9 protein-coding genes are annotated in these 17,401 nt (G+C 63.3%); 4 read left to right on the plus strand and 5 right to left on the minus strand.

Annotation, left to right across the window (positions count from 1 at the left end; all coding sequences use genetic code 11):
- The first annotated feature begins 81 nt into the window (after window positions 1-81).
- From NKF27_RS08960 to NKF27_RS08975, 4 genes are all read left to right on the plus strand, one after another.
- Entirely contained in the window at window positions 82-1,134 is a 1,053-nt protein-coding gene (locus NKF27_RS08960; protein ID WP_253556147.1) for a hypothetical protein, read from the plus strand.
- A gap of 248 nt (window positions 1,135-1,382) precedes the next feature.
- Entirely contained in the window at window positions 1,383-2,408 is a 1,026-nt protein-coding gene (locus NKF27_RS08965; protein ID WP_253556148.1) for a hypothetical protein, read from the plus strand.
- Window positions 2,405-10,792: an Ig-like domain-containing protein gene (locus NKF27_RS08970; RefSeq protein ID WP_253556149.1), complete on the plus strand. Its 8,388-nt coding sequence runs from the start codon at window positions 2,405-2,407 to the stop codon at window positions 10,790-10,792. The genes NKF27_RS08965 and NKF27_RS08970 overlap by 4 nt, the downstream gene beginning before the upstream one ends.
- Window positions 10,793-10,915: 123 nt before the next feature.
- Window positions 10,916-11,245, plus strand: coding sequence for a tryptophan synthase subunit beta like protein (locus NKF27_RS08975; protein ID WP_253556151.1), 330 nt, complete (start codon window positions 10,916-10,918; stop codon window positions 11,243-11,245).
- A 122-nt stretch (window positions 11,246-11,367) separates the two neighbouring features.
- Here the strand turns inward: NKF27_RS08975 and NKF27_RS08980 are convergent, their stop codons facing one another.
- The 5 genes from NKF27_RS08980 to NKF27_RS09000 all read right to left on the minus strand — a co-directional run bounded on the left by NKF27_RS08980 (window position 11,368) and on the right by NKF27_RS09000 (window position 17,353).
- Window positions 11,368-13,296 carry a LapD/MoxY N-terminal periplasmic domain-containing protein gene (locus NKF27_RS08980; RefSeq protein WP_253556153.1) on the minus strand — a complete coding sequence of 643 codons (1,929 nt, stop codon included), beginning with the start codon at window positions 13,294-13,296 and terminating at the stop codon, window positions 11,368-11,370.
- Window positions 13,297-13,329: 33 nt separating this feature from the next.
- Window positions 13,330-13,902, minus strand: coding sequence for a transglutaminase-like cysteine peptidase (locus tag NKF27_RS08985; protein ID WP_253556438.1), 573 nt, complete (start codon window positions 13,900-13,902; stop codon window positions 13,330-13,332).
- 162 nt (window positions 13,903-14,064) lie between these two features.
- On the minus strand, window positions 14,065-15,240 hold the full coding sequence (locus tag NKF27_RS08990) for a cation diffusion facilitator family transporter (protein WP_253556155.1): 1,176 nt from the start codon (window positions 15,238-15,240) through the stop codon (window positions 14,065-14,067).
- Entirely contained in the window at window positions 15,237-16,406 is a 1,170-nt protein-coding gene (locus NKF27_RS08995; RefSeq protein ID WP_253556157.1) for a 1-acyl-sn-glycerol-3-phosphate acyltransferase, read from the minus strand. Before NKF27_RS08995 ends, NKF27_RS08990 begins: the two co-directional genes overlap by 4 nt.
- Entirely contained in the window at window positions 16,403-17,353 is a 951-nt protein-coding gene (locus tag NKF27_RS09000; RefSeq protein ID WP_108133792.1) for a recombination-associated protein RdgC, read from the minus strand. The genes NKF27_RS08995 and NKF27_RS09000 overlap by 4 nt, the downstream gene beginning before the upstream one ends.
- Between the last annotated feature and the right edge of the window lie 48 nt (window positions 17,354-17,401).

The following is a 17,401-nucleotide window of genomic DNA, read 5'->3' on the forward strand; positions in this document are numbered from 1 at the left end:
GGTTGTCACCGTGACGCGACCCTGGCCGAGAGTCTGGCCCACGCGGTCGACGCCGATAGCCTGTCGATCACCGGTATCAGCGTGGTCGGCACCGATACCGACGGCACCAGTACCGAGACGAGCGTCTCGGTCAGCGTGGCCGACGATCAGCCGACCCTCGAGATCGCGGATACCGCCGAGACCGTGGTCGAAGGCCAGAGCGCCAATGGCACCTGGACCACCGACGCCGGTGCTGATGGGGCGACCGTCAGTGTGACGGTGGGAGGCGAGACCAAGCCGCTGGGTGATGCCAGTGATGCAACGGTCAGCTTCACCACCGACGAAGGCACTCTGACCGTCGGTCGCGACGGCAGCTGGACCTTTGAGGCCAACGACAACCAGGTGCAGAACAGCGCTGGCAATCCGTCGATCGGCTTCACCATCGCCACCGTCGACAGCGATGGCGACACCGCCACCGACAGCCACACCGTCACCATCACCGATGGCACCGGCCCGAGCGTTTCGGTCACCGGCAGCGATCCGGCCAGCAGCAATGCGTCCGTTTCCCTGCAGGATGCCGACACCGAAGGCACCGCCGCGGATACCGACGTGGCGAGCCTGACCTTTACCGCCGGCAGCGACGCCATCACCTCGATCGCCTTTGGCGACACCGCCGACATCAGTGTCGACGGCCTGAATGGCGAGCTGATCTGGAGCACCAACAACGCCGGTGAGCTGGAAGGCCGCACAGAGGCCGGCGGTGACGCCGTCCTGACTCTGACCCTGAGCTCTTCTGGTCCTGTGGCCGCGGGCGAGGAGCAGGTCGTCACCGTGACCGCGACCCTGGCCGAGAGCCTGGCCCACGCGGTCGACGCCGATAGCCTGTCGATCACCGGCATCAGCGTGGTCGGCACCGACACCGACGGCACCAGTACCGAGGCGAGCGTCTCGGTCAGCGTGGCCGACGATCAGCCGACCCTCGAGATCGCGGATACCGCCGAGACTGTGGTCGAAGGCCAGAGCGCCAACGGCACCTGGACCACCGACGCCGGTGCCGATGGTGCCACGGTGACCGTGACCGCCGGCGGCATCGACAAGGTGCTGGGCGACGGTGCTACCGATACCGTGACCTTCGATCTTGATGAAGGCACCTGACCGTCACTGGCGATGGCAGCTGGACCTTCGAGGCCAAGGACAACCTTGACCAGGGCAACAGCCCGTCGATCGACTTCACCATCGCCACCGAAGACAGTGATGGCGACACCGCCACCGACAGCCACACCGTCACCATCACCGACGGCACCGGCCCGAGTGTCAGCGTCACCGGCAGCGACCCGGCCTCGACCCTGGCCAGCCTGGCACTGGATGACGCCGAGACCGAAGGCGCGGCGACCGACAGCGACGTGGCCAGCCTGACCTTTACCGCCGGCAGCGACGCCATCACCTCGATCGCTTTTGGTGACACCGCCGACATCAGCGTCACCGGCCTGGATGGCGAGCTGATCTGGAGCACCAACGACGCCGGTGAGCTGGAAGGCCGCACCGAGGCCGGCGGTGACGCCGTCCTGACCTTGACCCTGAGCTCTTCTGGTCCTGTGGCCGCGGGCGAGGAGCAGGTTGTCACCGTGACGGCGACCCTGGCCGAGAGCCTGGCCCACGCGGTCGACGCCGATAGCCTGTCGATCACCGGCATCAGCGTGGTCGGCACCGATACCGACGGCACCAGTACCGAGGCGAGCGTCTCGGTCAGCGTGGCCGACGATCAGCCGACCCTCGAGATCGCGGATACCGCCGAGACCGTGGTCGAAGGCCAGAGCGCCAATGGCACCTGGACCACCGACGCCGGTGCTGATGGGGCGACCGTCAGTGTGACGGTGGGAGGCGAGACCAAGCCGCTGGGTGATGCCAGTGATGCAACGGTCAGCTTCACCACCGACGAAGGCACTCTGACCGTCGGTCGCGACGGCAGCTGGACCTTTGAGGCCAACGACAACCAGGTGCAGAACAGCGCTGGCAATCCGTCGATCGGCTTCACCATCGCCACCGTCGACAGCGATGGCGACACCGCCACCGACAGCCACACCGTCACCATCACCGATGGCACCGGCCCGAGCGTTTCGGTCACCGGCAGCGATCCGGCCTCGACCCAGGCCAGTCTGGTACTGGATGATGCCGAGACCGAAGGCGCCGCCTCGGACACCGACGTGGCGAGCCTGACCTTTACCGCCGGCAGCGACGCCATCACCTCGATCGCCTTTGGCGACACCGCCGACATCAGTGTCGACGGCCTGAATGGCGAGCTGATCTGGAGCACCAACAACGCCGGTGAGCTGGAAGGCCGCACAGAGGCCGGCGGTGACGCCGTCCTGACTCTGACCCTGAGCTCTTCTGGTCCTGTGGCGCGGGCGAGGAGCAGGTCGTCACCGTGACCGCGACCCTGGCCGAGAGCCTGGCCCACGCGGTCGACGCCGATAGCCTGTCGATCACCGGCATCAGCGTGGTCGGCACCGACACCGACGGCACCAGTACCGAGGCGAGCGTCTCGGTCAGCGTGGCCGACGATCAGCCGACCCTCGAGATCGCGGATACCGCCGAGACTGTGGTCGAAGGCCAGAGCGCCAACGGCACCTGGACCACCGACGCCGGTGCCGATGGTGCCACGGTGACCGTGACCGCCGGCGGCATCGACAAGGTGCTGGGCGACGGTGCTACCGATACCGTGACCTTCGATCTTGATGAAGGCACCCTGACCGTCACTGGCGATGGCAGCTGGACCTTCGAGGCCAAGGACAACCTTGACCAGGGCAACAGCCCGTCGATCGACTTCACCATCGCCACCGAAGACAGTGATGGCGACACCGCCACCGACAGCCACACCGTCACCATCACCGACGGCACCGGCCCGAGTGTCAGCGTCACCGGCAGCGACCCGGCCTCGACCCTGGCCAGCCTGGCACTGGATGACGCCGAGACCGAAGGCGCGGCGACCGACAGCGACGTGGCCAGCCTGACCTTTACCGCCGGCAGCGACGCCATCACCTCGATCGCTTTTGGTGACACCGCCGACATCAGCGTCACCGGCCTGGATGGCGAGCTGATCTGGAGCACCAACGACGCCGGTGAGCTGGAAGGCCGCACCGAGGCCGGCGGTGACGCCGTCCTGACCTTGACCCTGAGCTCTTCTGGTCCTGTGGCCGCGGGCGAGGAGCAGGTTGTCACCGTGACGGCGACCCTGGCCGAGAGCCTGGCCCACGCGGTCGACGCCGATAGCCTGTCGATCACCGGCATCAGCGTGGTCGGCACCGATACCGACGGCACCAGTACCGAGGCGAGCGTCTCGGTCAGCGTGGCCGACGATCAGCCGACCCTCGAGATCGCCGATACCGCCGAGACTGTGGTCGAAGGCCAGAGCGCCAACGGCACCTGGACCACCGACGCCGGTGCCGATGGGGCGACCGTCAGTGTGACGGTGGCAGGCGAGACCAAGCCGCTGGGTGATGCCAGTGATGCAACGGTCAGCTTCACCACCGACGAAGGCACTCTGACCGTCGGTCGCGACGGCACCTGGACCTTTGACGCCAACGACAACCAGGTACAGAACAGCGCCGGTAGTCCGTCGATCGACTTCACCATCGCCACCGAAGACAGCGATGGCGACACCGCCACCGACAGCCACACCGTCACCATCACCGATGGCACCGGCCCGAGCGTTTCGGTCACCGGCAGCGATCCGGCCAGCAGCAATGCGTCCGTTTCCCTGCAGGATGCCGACACCGAAGGCACCGCCGCGGATACCGACGTGGCGAGCCTGACCTTTACCGCCGGCAGCGACGCCATCACCTCGATCGCCTTTGGCGACACCGCCGACATCAGTGTCGACGGCCTGAATGGCGAGCTGATCTGGAGCACCAACAACGCCGGTGAGCTGGAAGGCCGCACAGAGGCCGGCGGTGACGCCGTCCTGACTCTGACCCTGAGCTCTTCTGGTCCTGTGGCCGCGGGCGAGGAGCAGGTCGTCACCGTGACCGCGACCCTGGCCGAGAGCCTGGCCCACGCGGTCGACGCCGATAGCCTGTCGATCACCGGCATCAGCGTGGTCGGCACCGACACCGACGGCACCAGTACCGAGGCGAGCGTCTCGGTCAGCGTGGCCGACGATCAGCCGACCCTCGAGATCGCGGATACCGCCGAGACTGTGGTCGAAGGCCAGAGCGCCAACGGCACCTGGACCACCGACGCCGGTGCCGATGGTGCCACGGTGACCGTGACCGCCGGCGGCATCGACAAGGTGCTGGGCGACGGTGCTACCGATACCGTGACCTTCGATCTTGATGAAGGCACCCTGACCGTCACTGGCGATGGCAGCTGGACCTTCGAGGCCAAGGACAACCTTGACCAGGGCAACAGCCCGTCGATCGACTTCACCATCGCCACCGAAGACAGTGATGGCGACACCGCCACCGACAGCCACACCGTCACCATCACCGACGGCACCGGCCCGAGTGTCAGCGTCACCGGCAGCGACCCGGCCTCGACCCTGGCCAGCCTGGCACTGGATGACGCCGAGACCGAAGGCGCGGCGACCGACAGCGACGTGGCCAGCCTGACCTTTACCGCCGGCAGCGACGCCATCACCTCGATCGCTTTTGGTGACACCGCCGACATCAGCGTCACCGGCCTGGATGGCGAGCTGATCTGGAGCACCAACGACGCCGGTGAGCTGGAAGGCCGCACCGAGGCCGGCGGTGACGCCGTCCTGACCTTGACCCTGAGCTCTTCTGGTCCTGTGGCCGCGGGCGAGGAGCAGGTTGTCACCGTGACGGCGACCCTGGCCGAGAGCCTGGCCCACGCGGTCGACGCCGATAGCCTGTCGATCACCGGCATCAGCGTGGTCGGCACCGATACCGACGGCACCAGTACCGAGGCGGGTGTCTCGGTCAGCGTGGCCGACGATCAGCCGACCCTCGAGATCGCGGATACCGCCGAGACCGTGGTCGAAGGCCAGAGTGCCAACGGCACCTGGACCACCGACGCCGGTGCCGATGGTGCCACGGTGACCGTGACCGCCGGCGGCATCGACAAGGTGCTGGGCGACGGTGCTACCGATATCGTGACCTTCGATCTTGATGAAGGCACCCTGACCGTCGGTCGCGACGGCACCTGGACCTTCGAGGCCAAGGACAACCTCGACCAGGGCAACAGCCCGTCGATCGACTTCACCATCGCCACCGAAGACAGCGATGGCGACAGCGCCACCGATAGCCACAGCGTCACCATTACCGACGGCACCGGCCCGAGCGTCAGCATCAAGGAAGGCGATGATGATGCTACTACCGAGGCGCTGGATCTGACGCTGCAGGACGCCGACACCGGAGTCTCTGCGGATCTGGACAGTGGCGTACTGACGTTTAAGGCGGGTAGCGACAGCCTGGTGAACTTCGGCTTTGGCAATATCGGTGCCGATAACAGCGTCACCGGCATCAGCGTCCAGGGTCTGGCGGCTGGTGAGTCCTTGGTCTGGAGCGCAAACGACGAGGGTGAGCTGGAGGCTCGACTCGCTGGCAGCGACGACCTGGTGCTGACCCTGAGCCTGCAGGCGCCGGCCTCGGTGGCGGCTCAGAACAGTGGCGATGTCAGTGTCACGGCCACGCTCAGCGACAGTCTGCCCCATGAGGTGGCAGCGACGCTGAAGAACTCACTGTCTATCGATGGCGTGAGTGTGGTGGCGAGCCAGGCTGATGGGGATAGTGCAACGGCTACCGTCAAGGTTTCGGTGGTCGATGACGCGCCGGAGGCGGTGAATGATCAGCTCGATGGCGTGCAGTCTTCGCAGGAGATCAGCAAGGGTGCCGATCTTGGTCTGCTGGCCAATGACACCCAGGGCGCCGACGGCGCCACCGTGACCTTCGTCGATGAGTCTTCCCTGCAGGGTTCCCTGACGTGGAACGCCGATGGCAGCTTTGATTACACCGCCAAGGACAACGCCAGCTACACCGAGGTGGTCAACTACACCATCACCGACGCCGACGGTGATACCAGTCAGGCCACCCTGACCATCAATGTCGAAGACGGTACGCCGACGACTCAGCCGACCAACGTGCAGGTCAACGAGGCCGGGCTTGACGAGGGTTCCCAGTCGGCGACCCATTCAGAGCAAGTGAAAGGGCAATTGGTGGCGACCGATGCCCAGGGCGACGACTTGACCTTCAAGGCGGAGACCATCAAGGGCAGCTATGGCGAGATCGACATCCGCGCCGATGGTTCCTTCACCTACACCCTGACCAAACCGGTCAACTCGTCGGATAACCCCGTCGATGACGCCGAGAGCTTTGTCTATACGGTGACCGACAGCCACGGCAATTCTGCCACCGGCACCATTACCGTCGATGTCATCGATGATGTGCCTCAGGCCGTCAATGACACCCCCGCTTCGCTGCAGTCCGGTACCTCGTTGACCACCACAGCGGGCAACGGAATGCTGGCCAATGACGTCCAGGGTGCGGACGGGGCCACGGTTGTCTCCGTCGATGACAGCGGGCTGCGTGGTCAGCTCAGCTGGAACGCCGACGGCAGTTACACCTACACCGCCGACGCCAATGGCAGTTATGAAGAGGTGGTGCGCTACACCATCAGGGACGCCGACGGTGATACCAGCCAGGCCAACATCAAGTTTGTGGTGAACGACGGCTCGCCCACGGCCAATGCCAGCGCGGCAACCGTCAGCGAGGCCGGGCTTGCCACGGGCAGCGATGCCGCCAGCAATAGCGAAGTGGCGGAAGGCCAGCTTCAGGCAAGTGATGCCCAGGGCGACGCACTGACGTTCACCGCCACGACCCTGCGCGGCAACTACGGCACTCTGGTCATCGAGGAGAACGGGTCCTACACCTATACCCTCGATACCGCCGTGACCGGCGCCGAGGCGGATAACGGTCAGAACACCCTGAATGGCCAGGACGTGTTCAGCTATACCGTGACCGATGCCCACGGCAATAGCTCGACTGCCAGCATCAGCATCAATATTGTCGATGACGTGCCAAAGGCGGTCGATGATGCGGTGAGCACCGCCGAGGACACTGAGGTCACCGTCGACGTACTGGCCAACGACGAGGGCGGAGCCGATGGCGCCACTCTGGTGTCGGCGAGCATGGCGTCGGGCTACGAAAGTGCTGGCAGGGTGACCATCGATAGCGACAGCGGTGAGGTGACCTTCACCCCGGCGGACGGCTTCGAGGGCGATGCAGTCATCGACTACACCATCACCGATGCCGACGGCGACACCAGCAACGCCACCTTGACTGTCAATGTGGCGGCTGACTCCACGCCGGAGGCCGCCGATGGTGTCGCTCGCGTGGACGAAGATGGCTTGTCGGGTGGCAATGCCGGTGGCCCGGGTGATGTGGCCGGTGAGGCGACCGTCGTCACCGGGACGCTTGGCTATTCCTTCGGCAACGATGGGGCGGCGAGCTCAAGCGCCTTCAGCTGGAGTCTTGATGGCCTGCCCACGGTAACGGCCAGTGGCCAGACGGTGTCCTACACGTTGAGCGACGACGGCCGCACGGTCACGGGGCGTGACGCCTCCAACGCGCTGGTGTTGACCGTTGCCCTGACCGGGGTGGCCAATGGCGCCTATAAGGTGACACTGCACCAGCCGCTGGATCATGGTGAGCAGGGTACGGAGGACTCGCTTGCGTTCAATGTCGGCTACACCATCGTTGACGCCGATGGCAGCCCGGCGAATGGCCAGTTGCAGGTGCTGGTCAACGATGACAGTCCGGAGACCTTCACGGCCGATGCTATCGATCTTGCCGGCGGCCAGACTGGGCAGTTGAACTTTGCGGCTGTCTCCGGAGCCGATGGGGTCAAGGACGTGACCTTTGCCGACCTGCAGGGGCAGGCTGCGACGGATAGTGATGGCAACACGCTGTATTTCAATGGCGAGCCGCTGACCTATCAGCTTTCCGGCGATGGGCATACCCTTGAGGCGGTGACCGCAGATGGCACTGTCGGCTTCAGCATGACGCTGGATCCCGCCGGCGACAGCTACAGCATTGAAGTTGGCGATGGCGAGATCAGCAACGGGCGTGTCGAGCGTGCCGATATCTCTGATCTGAGTCTCGATGGTGTCGTGCAGTACCACGGCATTAACTACCAGGACGATGAGGGTGACAACGACGTTCTCTACTCGACGCCCAATGGCGTTGGCATGGTGCCGCTGGACGGTACCCTTGGTGTCTTCGGTGGTGCGAGCCCTGGTATCGAGCTTGACGAGGTCATCCGCATCAGTTTCCTCGATAGCCTGGGTTTCTCCATCACCGGTGAGCCGAGCTGGCAGGGTCACGAAAGTGTGTCCGAGGTGACCCAGACCATCCATGTTGAAGGGGACGGCGCCAAGGCAGTGGTCACCGTGGCTGCCTTCAACTATGCCGACGGCAGCGCTGGTTCTGATGATCCTGGCGAGCTGGAAGCCACTAACATCACTTTGGCGGAGGGGGATGTCCGTATCCTCGACGAAGCGGGCATCGACGTGACGAGCAAAGTCTCCATATCGGTTGTCGAGAAGACTGGTGACCTTGAGCTCATCGGTATGCAGGATGGCTGGTCGTTTGAGCTGAGTCCCGGTGTTAGCTTCCAGGGCATTGAGGTCATGGGCGGTGGTAGCACTCCCTTTACCCTGGGTGATATGGACTATCGGCTTGGTGAGGCCGGGGATGCTTTTGACATCGAGCTCGGATTGACCGGTATTGATGGTGACGGCGATAACGCTGCGGGCAGCCTGACCGTCGAAGTCAGCGCCCCGGATCAGTTATACGTCGGTGACAACTCCGACAATACTGTTTCCGGCGGTGGCGGCAGTGACGTCATGGTTGGCGATGGCGGTGGCAGCTTCACCGTGGTGAATCCGGCTCAGAACTACAACATCTCTCTGATTCTCGATTCCTCGGGCAGTATGGGCGAGGATTCAGGTACTGAAGGCTTGACTCGTATGGAGTTGGCCAAAAGAGCATTAAAGAACCTGGTCGAGCAGCTCGCTGACTTTGAAGGTACCGTCAACGTTCAAATCATTGATTTTGATGAAGGCGCAAGCGCAGTAGAAGCGCTTGACTTAGGATCCTCGTCTGAAGACCTCGAGGACATTATTGAGCACATTGATGAGGCATTAGCCAGTGGGGGGACGAATTACGAAGCGGCATTTACCGAATCTGAAGGCTGGCTGAAGGCGCTTGCGGAGAATAATGGTTACGAGAATTTGACGTTTTTCTTGACGGATGGTCAGCCGACCTTCTATGTCACCGATACAGGCGATGTCGGTGGAACCGGTAGGAGCTTTGGGGTCGATGAGTTTGTAAATTCTATTGATGCCTTTGGAGAGCTTTCTGCGGTCAGTCGCGTCGAAACGATTGGTATAGGTTCTGGTGTTGATAAGGATATTCTAAGATTTTTTGACAACACCGATGTACTGGATGAAGGAAGCGGTAGTGCGATTGAACTTAGCGGTTCCCGTGTATTGGCCGACTTTTCGGGTAAAAACGATGAGTTGGATGCCCAGGGGGCGTGGACGCTGTATGGTGATCAGCGGAGCTCCTTGCGAGTTTCTGGCGGGCAGCTCGAGCTGACGGACGTAACGTCCGGGACAAACAGTTGGAGTGCGTACGCGATTAGCGATTCCTTTACGTTAGATTCTGCGCCTGGCAAAGAAACGGCTATAGAAATTCGTTACAGAACGGATCTGTATGGCCCCGATGATGAGTTTCAATACCTGATTCAGAAATACGATAGTCAGGGGGGATGGAGCACTGTATACAGTGAAGTAGGCGGTGAAAGCGAAAGCTGGACAACGTTAGAAAGTAGCTTCCTCGATTCTGGGGTTTATCGAATTATCGTTAACGTGGTGAACGGTTCGGGGCAATCTGACAGCATTATCTTGGATAAGATTACTGTAAATGAGTACGAGCTGTCTGCACCTGCCGGTGAGCCCTCTATCGTCAACACCGCCGAGGAGCTCGAGGCGGTGCTCAAGGGCGGCTCGTCCTTCGACAAGCTGGCGGAACTCGGCGACGATGTACTCGATGGGACCGATCGTGGTGACATCATCTTCGGTGACACCATCAATACCGACCATCTCGAATGGACCAATGGCGATGGTGAGGCATTCAGGGCAGGCGAGCATGATGGCCTTGGTTTTGAAGGGCTGTTCGAGTTCCTCAAGTGGTCGGAAAATGGCGGAGCGGACCCTGACGAAACCCAGGTGCTCGAGTACATTCGCGGAAACTATGAATCCTTGATGGACACCGAGCGCAAGGATGGCGGCGCCGACACCCTCAAGGGCGGTGACGGTGACGACACCCTGATCGGTGGTGGTGGTAGCGATACGCTGTACGGTGAAGAGGGTGATGACTTGTTGCTCGGTGGTGCCGGTGACGACACCCTGGTCGGTGGCCTCGGTGCGGATACCTTCGCCTGGGTGCTGGGTGATGAGGGCGTGCCGGGAGATCCCGCCGATGATGTCATCACCGACTTTCATGTAGCACCGGCCGGTGTGGATGCCAGCGAGGACCCAGAAGCGGATGTGCTGGATCTCAGCGAGTTGCTGCAAGGCTACGACAAGGACGATGACCAGCAATCGCTGAATGACTATATCCACGCCGAACAGGAAGGGGATGATATCGTGTTGTACGTCAAGAGCGATGGGGATCTGGCGAATGACAACGCGAATGCAGATCAGGTTATTACCCTGGAAGGTGTAGCCAATGCGGCACCGAGCCCCGATGATTTCCTGACCCAGTTGCTCAACCAGGGCCAGCTGGATGTCTAGGCAGGCGCTCGACCCAGCCGTATAGCGTGAAACGAGCAGGGCCCTCGGCGGTAAGCGCCGAGGGCTACTGATCAAGGGAAACTTGATATATGCTCGACCAACAAAGATTGCGGAGAACGTGACATGTACGTCCAGCGTGACGGGGAAGGAAAGCTTGTCTGTGTCAGCCGGGAGCCTACAGCAACCTGCGACGAATTCATGGCGCCGGATGATCAGGAGCTGCTGTTCTTCCTGTCAGACGGAAATGCCCGCAACGATCAGTCCCAGTTTCATGCCTCGGACCTGGCCTTTGTGCGGGTGCTCGAGGACGTGCTCGATCTGCTGATGGACAAGGGCGTGATCAGTTTCACCGATCTGCCTGACGCGGCGCGCCGCAAGATCATGGACCGCCAGTCACTGCGTCGTCGCTACAACGATGTGGATCTGGTGGGGGACGACGAACCCCTCATTTGAGCTAAGCTCGCCTGAAGACGCGTGCGCCGGCTTGGCGCAAGACAAAGGGCCACCTTCGGGTGGCCTTTTGCTGTCTATCTTTGCCTTGGCACTTTCCGCGGTATGTCCTGTTGCATCGATGCTCACGAATGCCTGTCGGGCTCCATCCTGGCGGACACCGCGGGGCCGGTGACACCGTCCAGGCCCAGGTCGAACAGGGTGTCGATATCGCGATCCTCGTCGATGCCCTCGGCGATGGCCTGGATCGCCAGCGAATGGCACAGGGTCGCCATGCCCCTGAGAATGGTCTGCTGCTCCGGCCGCTCCGACACGCCACGACACAGGGTGGCGTCGATCTTGATGTAGGACAGCCCAAGATCCTGCAGATCTCCCAGCTGGCGGAAGGCCGCACCGACGTGCTCCATGCCCAGATGACAGCCAAAGGGGGCCAGCGACTGGCACAGATAACGGAAGCTCTCGAGATCGCTTCGGGCGATCGACTCCGGCACCTCGATCCACAGGAAAGGGGCCGAGTCCGGGCGGGCGCTGAGTCGTTGCTGCAGGGCGATCACCACATTGGGCTGGGTGATGGCGGCATGGGACAGGTTGATGCCCAGCGGTTGCCGGTGGTGATGGATGGTGTCGAGGGCGGCATCGATCACCTTGATATCCAGGCTGTCGTGGAGGCGCAGACGGGCGATCCAGGGCATGAAAACACCCGCCTGGCGCCATTCGCCCTTGATGTTGAGTCGTGCAGGGGCCTCGTGATGGAGCAGCTGCCCGCGCCGATCCAGCACCGGATACTGTCCCAGCAGCACGCCGTGCTCCATCGCGTCGACCAGCGATGAGCGCCACTCGGCGCGGCTACGGTAGAGCGTTTCCTGTTCCACATTGTGGCAGGATTCGATCGCCTGTCCCGGGCGGGTCTCGGACAGCGACAGGGCGCCATCCAGCGCCGCCATCAGGGTGGTGCGCTCCTGGCCGTGGTGGTAGGTCGCCAGAGCAGCGGGCAGCCGCAGCACCGGTGCGTTCTGTTCCGCCAGGGTCGAGAGATTATCGTCCAGCCGCTCTCGGGCCCAGCTTTCGTCGACGTTGCCGCACAGCATAAGGGCGAAGTCACTGCCATTGAGGCGACCCACGTAGCCTTCGCCATGGGCATCGGCGATGGCGGTCAGGCGTTGGCAAAGGTCGCTGAGCACGCCATTGGTGTGCAAGTGGCCGCGGCGCTCGTTGAGCGCGGCCAGGTCGGTGGCGCGGATCATCGCCACCACGCCGTAGCTGGATTCACCCTGTTGCTCGAGGCTGTAGTTGAGACGGTCGATAAAGGCTTCCCGGGTCAAGGCGCCTGTCACCGAGTCGTGCAGCAACTGTCGGCGCAGCCGGTCGATCTGCTCGCTCTCTCGCTGGAGCATCTCGCGCACGCTTTCCGACAGCCGGTTCATGGCGTCGGACACTTCGCGCAGCTCCAGCGTGCGGGGCAGCGGGGCGACCGTGAAGCGACGCTGACCGATATCGTTGGCCTGGCGCGTCAGGGTCTTCAGCGGGGTGCGGATTTGACGTACCAGCAGGTAGGCGATCAGCAGGCTGAGGGCGCCTGCTGCCACGAACCAGGTGGCCATGCGCAGAGTGCTTTGCCATAGCGACTGGTAGGCGAAGTCATGTGCGCTTTCGAGTTGCAAGGTGCCAAGCTGCTGCCAGCCATCCTGGATGACCGCCGTGCCGGCGGGGACCTCGAAGGCCACCAGCTCACGGAACCAGCCCGGTACGCCGGTATCCTCGGGGGTGGAAGAGACGCGACGAATGATCGGCCTACCCTCGGTGTCCAGCAGCTGGATCTTGCGGTAGTGGCCGGTGTCGAACTGGGCCGAGATCAAAAGCTCCAGCGTCACTTCATCCTTGTCAGGCATCTGGCTCATGCTCAGCGCCAGGGCATTGGCGTTGTCCGCGTTCTTGATCAGTATTTCCTGTTCGATGTAGGCGCGGCTGCCCGATACGGCCACCACCAGACTGCCGATCAGGGCAACCAGCAGGATGGCGATGATGGCGAGCCAGAGTTGTTTGATCAACGACATGGCGACGTCTCTAGATGAAGGATTGGCATGATGTCACTGGATTCCCTGTTGGCGCATGCGATCCAGCGCATTTCGCCAGCGCGACAGGCGCGCCAGGGGATCCGCCCGCGATTGGGTGGTTCCACCCGCCCACAGGCCACTGCTGTTGAAGCTGAATAGCGGGTCCAGGTCGGTGCGCAGGCTGGCCCGGGAAATGCCGGCGGCAATGTTGTCGAGAATCAGGGGCTCGGCGCCTGGCGTCTCGTAGTAGCCGAGCACCATATGGGCCTGGGTGACCTGGCTACGTCCCAGTCGAGCACGCACATAGATCATGCGCAACTTGCTGATGGGTATGCCGAGTTCCTTGAGGGTCACATACTTGGCGATGGAGTAGTCCTCACAGTCGCCTGCGCCGCGTCCCAGCGATTCGATGGGGGTGGCCCAATAGTCGCTCTGGCGCCAGATGGTGCGGTCCTCGAGCCACTGCATCTCGCGATTGAAGAAATCATTGACGTCGCGTAGCTGGGTCCGAAGGTCGGCGCCTCTCAGGCGATCGATCAGGTTGAGCCAGTCGTCCAGGGCTCTTACCCCCTGACTGCCGTACTCGGCGCTCATGGCCGCGCGCATTCTCGCATGGTCGAGCGTCGCATCCACCGGCGCGGGTGCCAGCACCAGGACGACGCTCAACAGGCTCGCAGATCCCCAGGCGAGCCAGGGAGGGGGGCGTCGGCGAGTCGGGCGAGATAGGACGGCATCTGGGCTCATGGCGAGTTCCAAGCCGGGCGGAGGTCAGGCCTTGCCGGGCCCTTGCCACAGCTTCAGTTGGCCCACCCAGGGCAGGGTGTCGAGGTCTCGGCACAATTGATGAGCCAATTCATCGAGGTCCCCATGATGGATATCAGAGTCAACGTACAACGAAATGTCGATGCGGTCATCCAAATAGTGCAGATTCAGCGCCGTACGGTGTTGCCAGGCACGCTGATGCGACCAGCGCTCATCCAGCAGTTGCTCGATCTCTTCGCGTAGCGGCAAGCCCGGACGCAGGCTGTGTTCGGTCTGGCCCTCGTCGTCCTCGGGGTCGATGTGGAAGGTGACATCCTTCAGGCGGGTGTGTGCCTCGCGCAGCTGTCGGCTGACCGCGTTGCCGATCTCGTGGGCTTCGGACACCGTGACCCTGGGGGCGACTACGATATGCAGATCGAGCACGACGTCGCTGCCCAGCTGGCGGGTGCGCAGGTCGTGCACGCTCTCGACGCCTGGCACCGACTCTGCCAGCTGACGCATGGCTCGCTGCTCTTCGATCGGCAGGGCGGTGTCGATCAGCTCTCGCGATGACTGCCACATCAGCCGTCCGCCGACCCAACCCACCATCAGGCCGACCACGATGGCGGCCACCGCGTCCATCCAGCCGACGCCGAACTGCCCCGCCACCAGGCCGACCAGCACCACCAGGGTAGACATGGCATCGGTGCGCGAGTGCCAGGCGTTGGCCTCGAGCAGCGGTGAGTCGAAGCGGCGGGCGGCGCGCAAGGTGTAGTGGTAGATCGCTTCCTTGGCCAGCAGCGAGACCACGGCCACGGCGATGGCAACGAGGCCGGGTGCGGCGCTCGAAGACCGATCGAGCAGGCGCTCGACACTCGACCAGGCGATGGCGCCGGCGACAAAGATCAGCACACTGCCGAGCCACAGCGTCGCCAGGGTCTCGATGCGGCCGTGGCCGTAGGGGTGGTCGCGGTCGGGCGCCTGGCGACCGTAGTGAGTCGCCGCCAGCACGAAGGCGTCGGTGACGATATCCGAAAAGGAATGGATGCCGTCGGCGATCAGCGCGGCCGACCCGACGATCACGCCGGTCACCAGTTTGAGCACGCCGACGACAAGATCCACGCCGGCGCCGATCAGGGTGACGCCCTGGGCCGTCCAGGCAAAGGCGTGTCTGGAGCGTCCCGGCTGGCTTTTCTGGCTCACGACGCAGGCTCGCTCCGCGCGCAGTTGATGACAGGGTTGGCGTACTGGGCCAGCCACCAGGATCTGAGGTCTTCCGGGACCTCGGAAAGACGTTGCGCGAATCGATCGCGGTCGGCCTCTGATACCTCGGACAGGTCCACCAGCTCAGGATGGCTGCCCAGGGCCTCCAGCGCCAGATGGTGGCTGGGGAAGAGGTGATAGCCATTCAGCACCTGGCGGTCGATCTCGGCAGCGACCGCTTCCGGCGTATCGAAGCTGCGGTCGATCGGCGTGCCGAAGCGCAGATGGACACGCCCCTTGTGGCCGGTGATGCCGGCGACGATGGAGCTGATGTCCTCGAATTCGCTCTTGTTGTAGCTGCCGTCTTCACTGACGGCTTTCAGCTCCCTGGCCTTCTGCACGTCGCAGGGGTCGTACTCGTAGCTGATCGATACCGGCACCAGGCGCAGGGCCTCGATGCCTTCCCCCAGCGGGGCGTGACGGTTGTCGGCACGGTGGGCCATGGTCATCATCTTGATGATCGCAGGGTCAGTGCGATCGATGCCGTCCTTGGCCCGGCCTTCGCGCTGGGCCATCCAGATCGAGTGATTGTCGTCCTGAATGGAGTGGCGGATGTAGCTCGACAGCTTGTGGTAGGCCTGCAGCATGGCGCGCTTGCCGCGAGCACTACGCGGCACGATGAAGCTCTTGTTGAGCCGCATCAGGTCGGTGACGTAGGGCTTCTTGAGCAGGTTGTCACCGATGGCGATGCGTACGGTGTTGCGACCGGCAAGGTACAGCGCATAGTTGACGAAGGCCGGGTCCAGCGAGATATCGCGATGGTTGCCGATGAACAGGTAGGCGGTACCTGGATCCAGGCGATCGAGCCCGTCGACGCGAAAGTCGTCGGTGGAGGTCTTCAGCATGCGCTGCATGTAGGCCGCGATGCGTTGCTGAAACGCCGTCACGCTGGTGACGTCGCGCGTCTCGCGCTTGATCGCCCAGCTGGCCAGCGTGCGTGACAGGCGCGGCATCATGCGGGAAAGGCGCGGCAGACGATAGCGGGTCAGGGCGCTCAACAGCTCCGGGTCCTCTGCCAGGCGAGTCAGGGTCGTCGCCACCTCGTCGTCCTGATAGGGGCGAATATCGTGCCAGGGATCCTGCGGGGCATCGGATGTTGAAGTCATGGTGTCGTCGCAGTGAGGTCAGTAGCCGAAACAGAAGAACTCTGGGCTTCGCCGCCCAGCCAGTCGATCAGGCGGTCGACGCTTTCACCCAGGGTCTGGGCCATCAGAATGAAGTCGGTTTCCATGCGCAGCACGGCATCGTCGCCGTCATCTGCCTGGTTGGCTTCGTCGATCAGGGCGTCATCGAAGGCCAGTGACTTGACCGCCAGGTCGTCGTGGAGCACGAAACGCAGGCGCCCCTCCATGCCCAGCGCCAGCTTGCTGGCCTGTCGGCCGCTTTCGAGCAGTTGCTGAATGTCGTCGCCGTCGAGGTCCACCTGACGTGCCTTGAGCACGCCGTCGTCGCCCTTGGCCTTGAGTTCGACCTGGTCGCCGAGCAGCATGTCGGCGGGGCGCGAGGAGGCGTCGTTGAGCCAGGTGGTCATGGCGCGAATCGGCAGTGTCTGGGCCGAGAGCGGCGTTACCTTGAGGCTTCCCAGGGACTCGCGCAACAGATCCAGCAGCTCTTCGGCGCGCTTTCGGCTGGAGCTGTTGACGGCGATCAAGTTTCGCCGGGTATCCCACCAGAGGTCAGTCTTCTGGCTGCGTACGAAGGCCCTGGGCAACAGTTCCTCGTAGACCTGCTCCTTGATTGCCTGCTTTTCCTGGCGGCGTAGCTTGCGGCTTTCCTGGGTCTCGATGACCTCGACGCGCTCGTCGACTTCTTCGCGGACCACCGAAGCGGGCAGGATGCGCTCCTGGCGCAGGGCGGTCATCAGGCGCTGGCCCTGCAGCTCGTGGAGATAGCGATCGCTACCCCGTCCGGCAGGCGTCGTCCAGCCGATGCGGCGGGCTTCGGTGCCACCGAGCGGGCGGAAAGCCTGTTCGGCGAGGGCCGTCTCCAGCTGCTCGCTGTCCAGGGTGCTGGCGTCGTGCAGACGGTAGAGGTGCAAGTGCTTGAACCACATGGAGCAATTCTCGGGTCAAAAAGGAGGCACATTATGGCGAATGGTCCC

It is taken from the genome of Halomonas sp. DN3 (genome assembly GCF_024137905.1).
GTDB lineage: Bacteria > Pseudomonadota > Gammaproteobacteria > Pseudomonadales > Halomonadaceae > Halomonas > Halomonas litopenaei.

What these genes read in the sequence shown, in the direction of transcription:
- NKF27_RS08975 (WP_253556151.1), top strand. Translation starts at nt 10,916, where the DNA reads ATGTACGTCCAGCGTGACGGGGAAGGAAAGCTTGTCTGTGTCAGCCGG.
- NKF27_RS08980 (WP_253556153.1), bottom strand. Translation starts at nt 13,296, where the DNA reads ATGTCGTTGATCAAACAACTCTGGCTCGCCATCATCGCCATCCTGCTG.
- NKF27_RS08995 (WP_253556157.1), bottom strand. Translation starts at nt 16,406, where the DNA reads ATGACTTCAACATCCGATGCCCCGCAGGATCCCTGGCACGATATTCGC.
- NKF27_RS08985 (WP_253556438.1), bottom strand. Translation starts at nt 13,902, where the DNA reads ATGCGCGCGGCCATGAGCGCCGAGTACGGCAGTCAGGGGGTAAGAGCC.
- NKF27_RS09000 (WP_108133792.1), bottom strand. Translation starts at nt 17,353, where the DNA reads ATGTGGTTCAAGCACTTGCACCTCTACCGTCTGCACGACGCCAGCACC.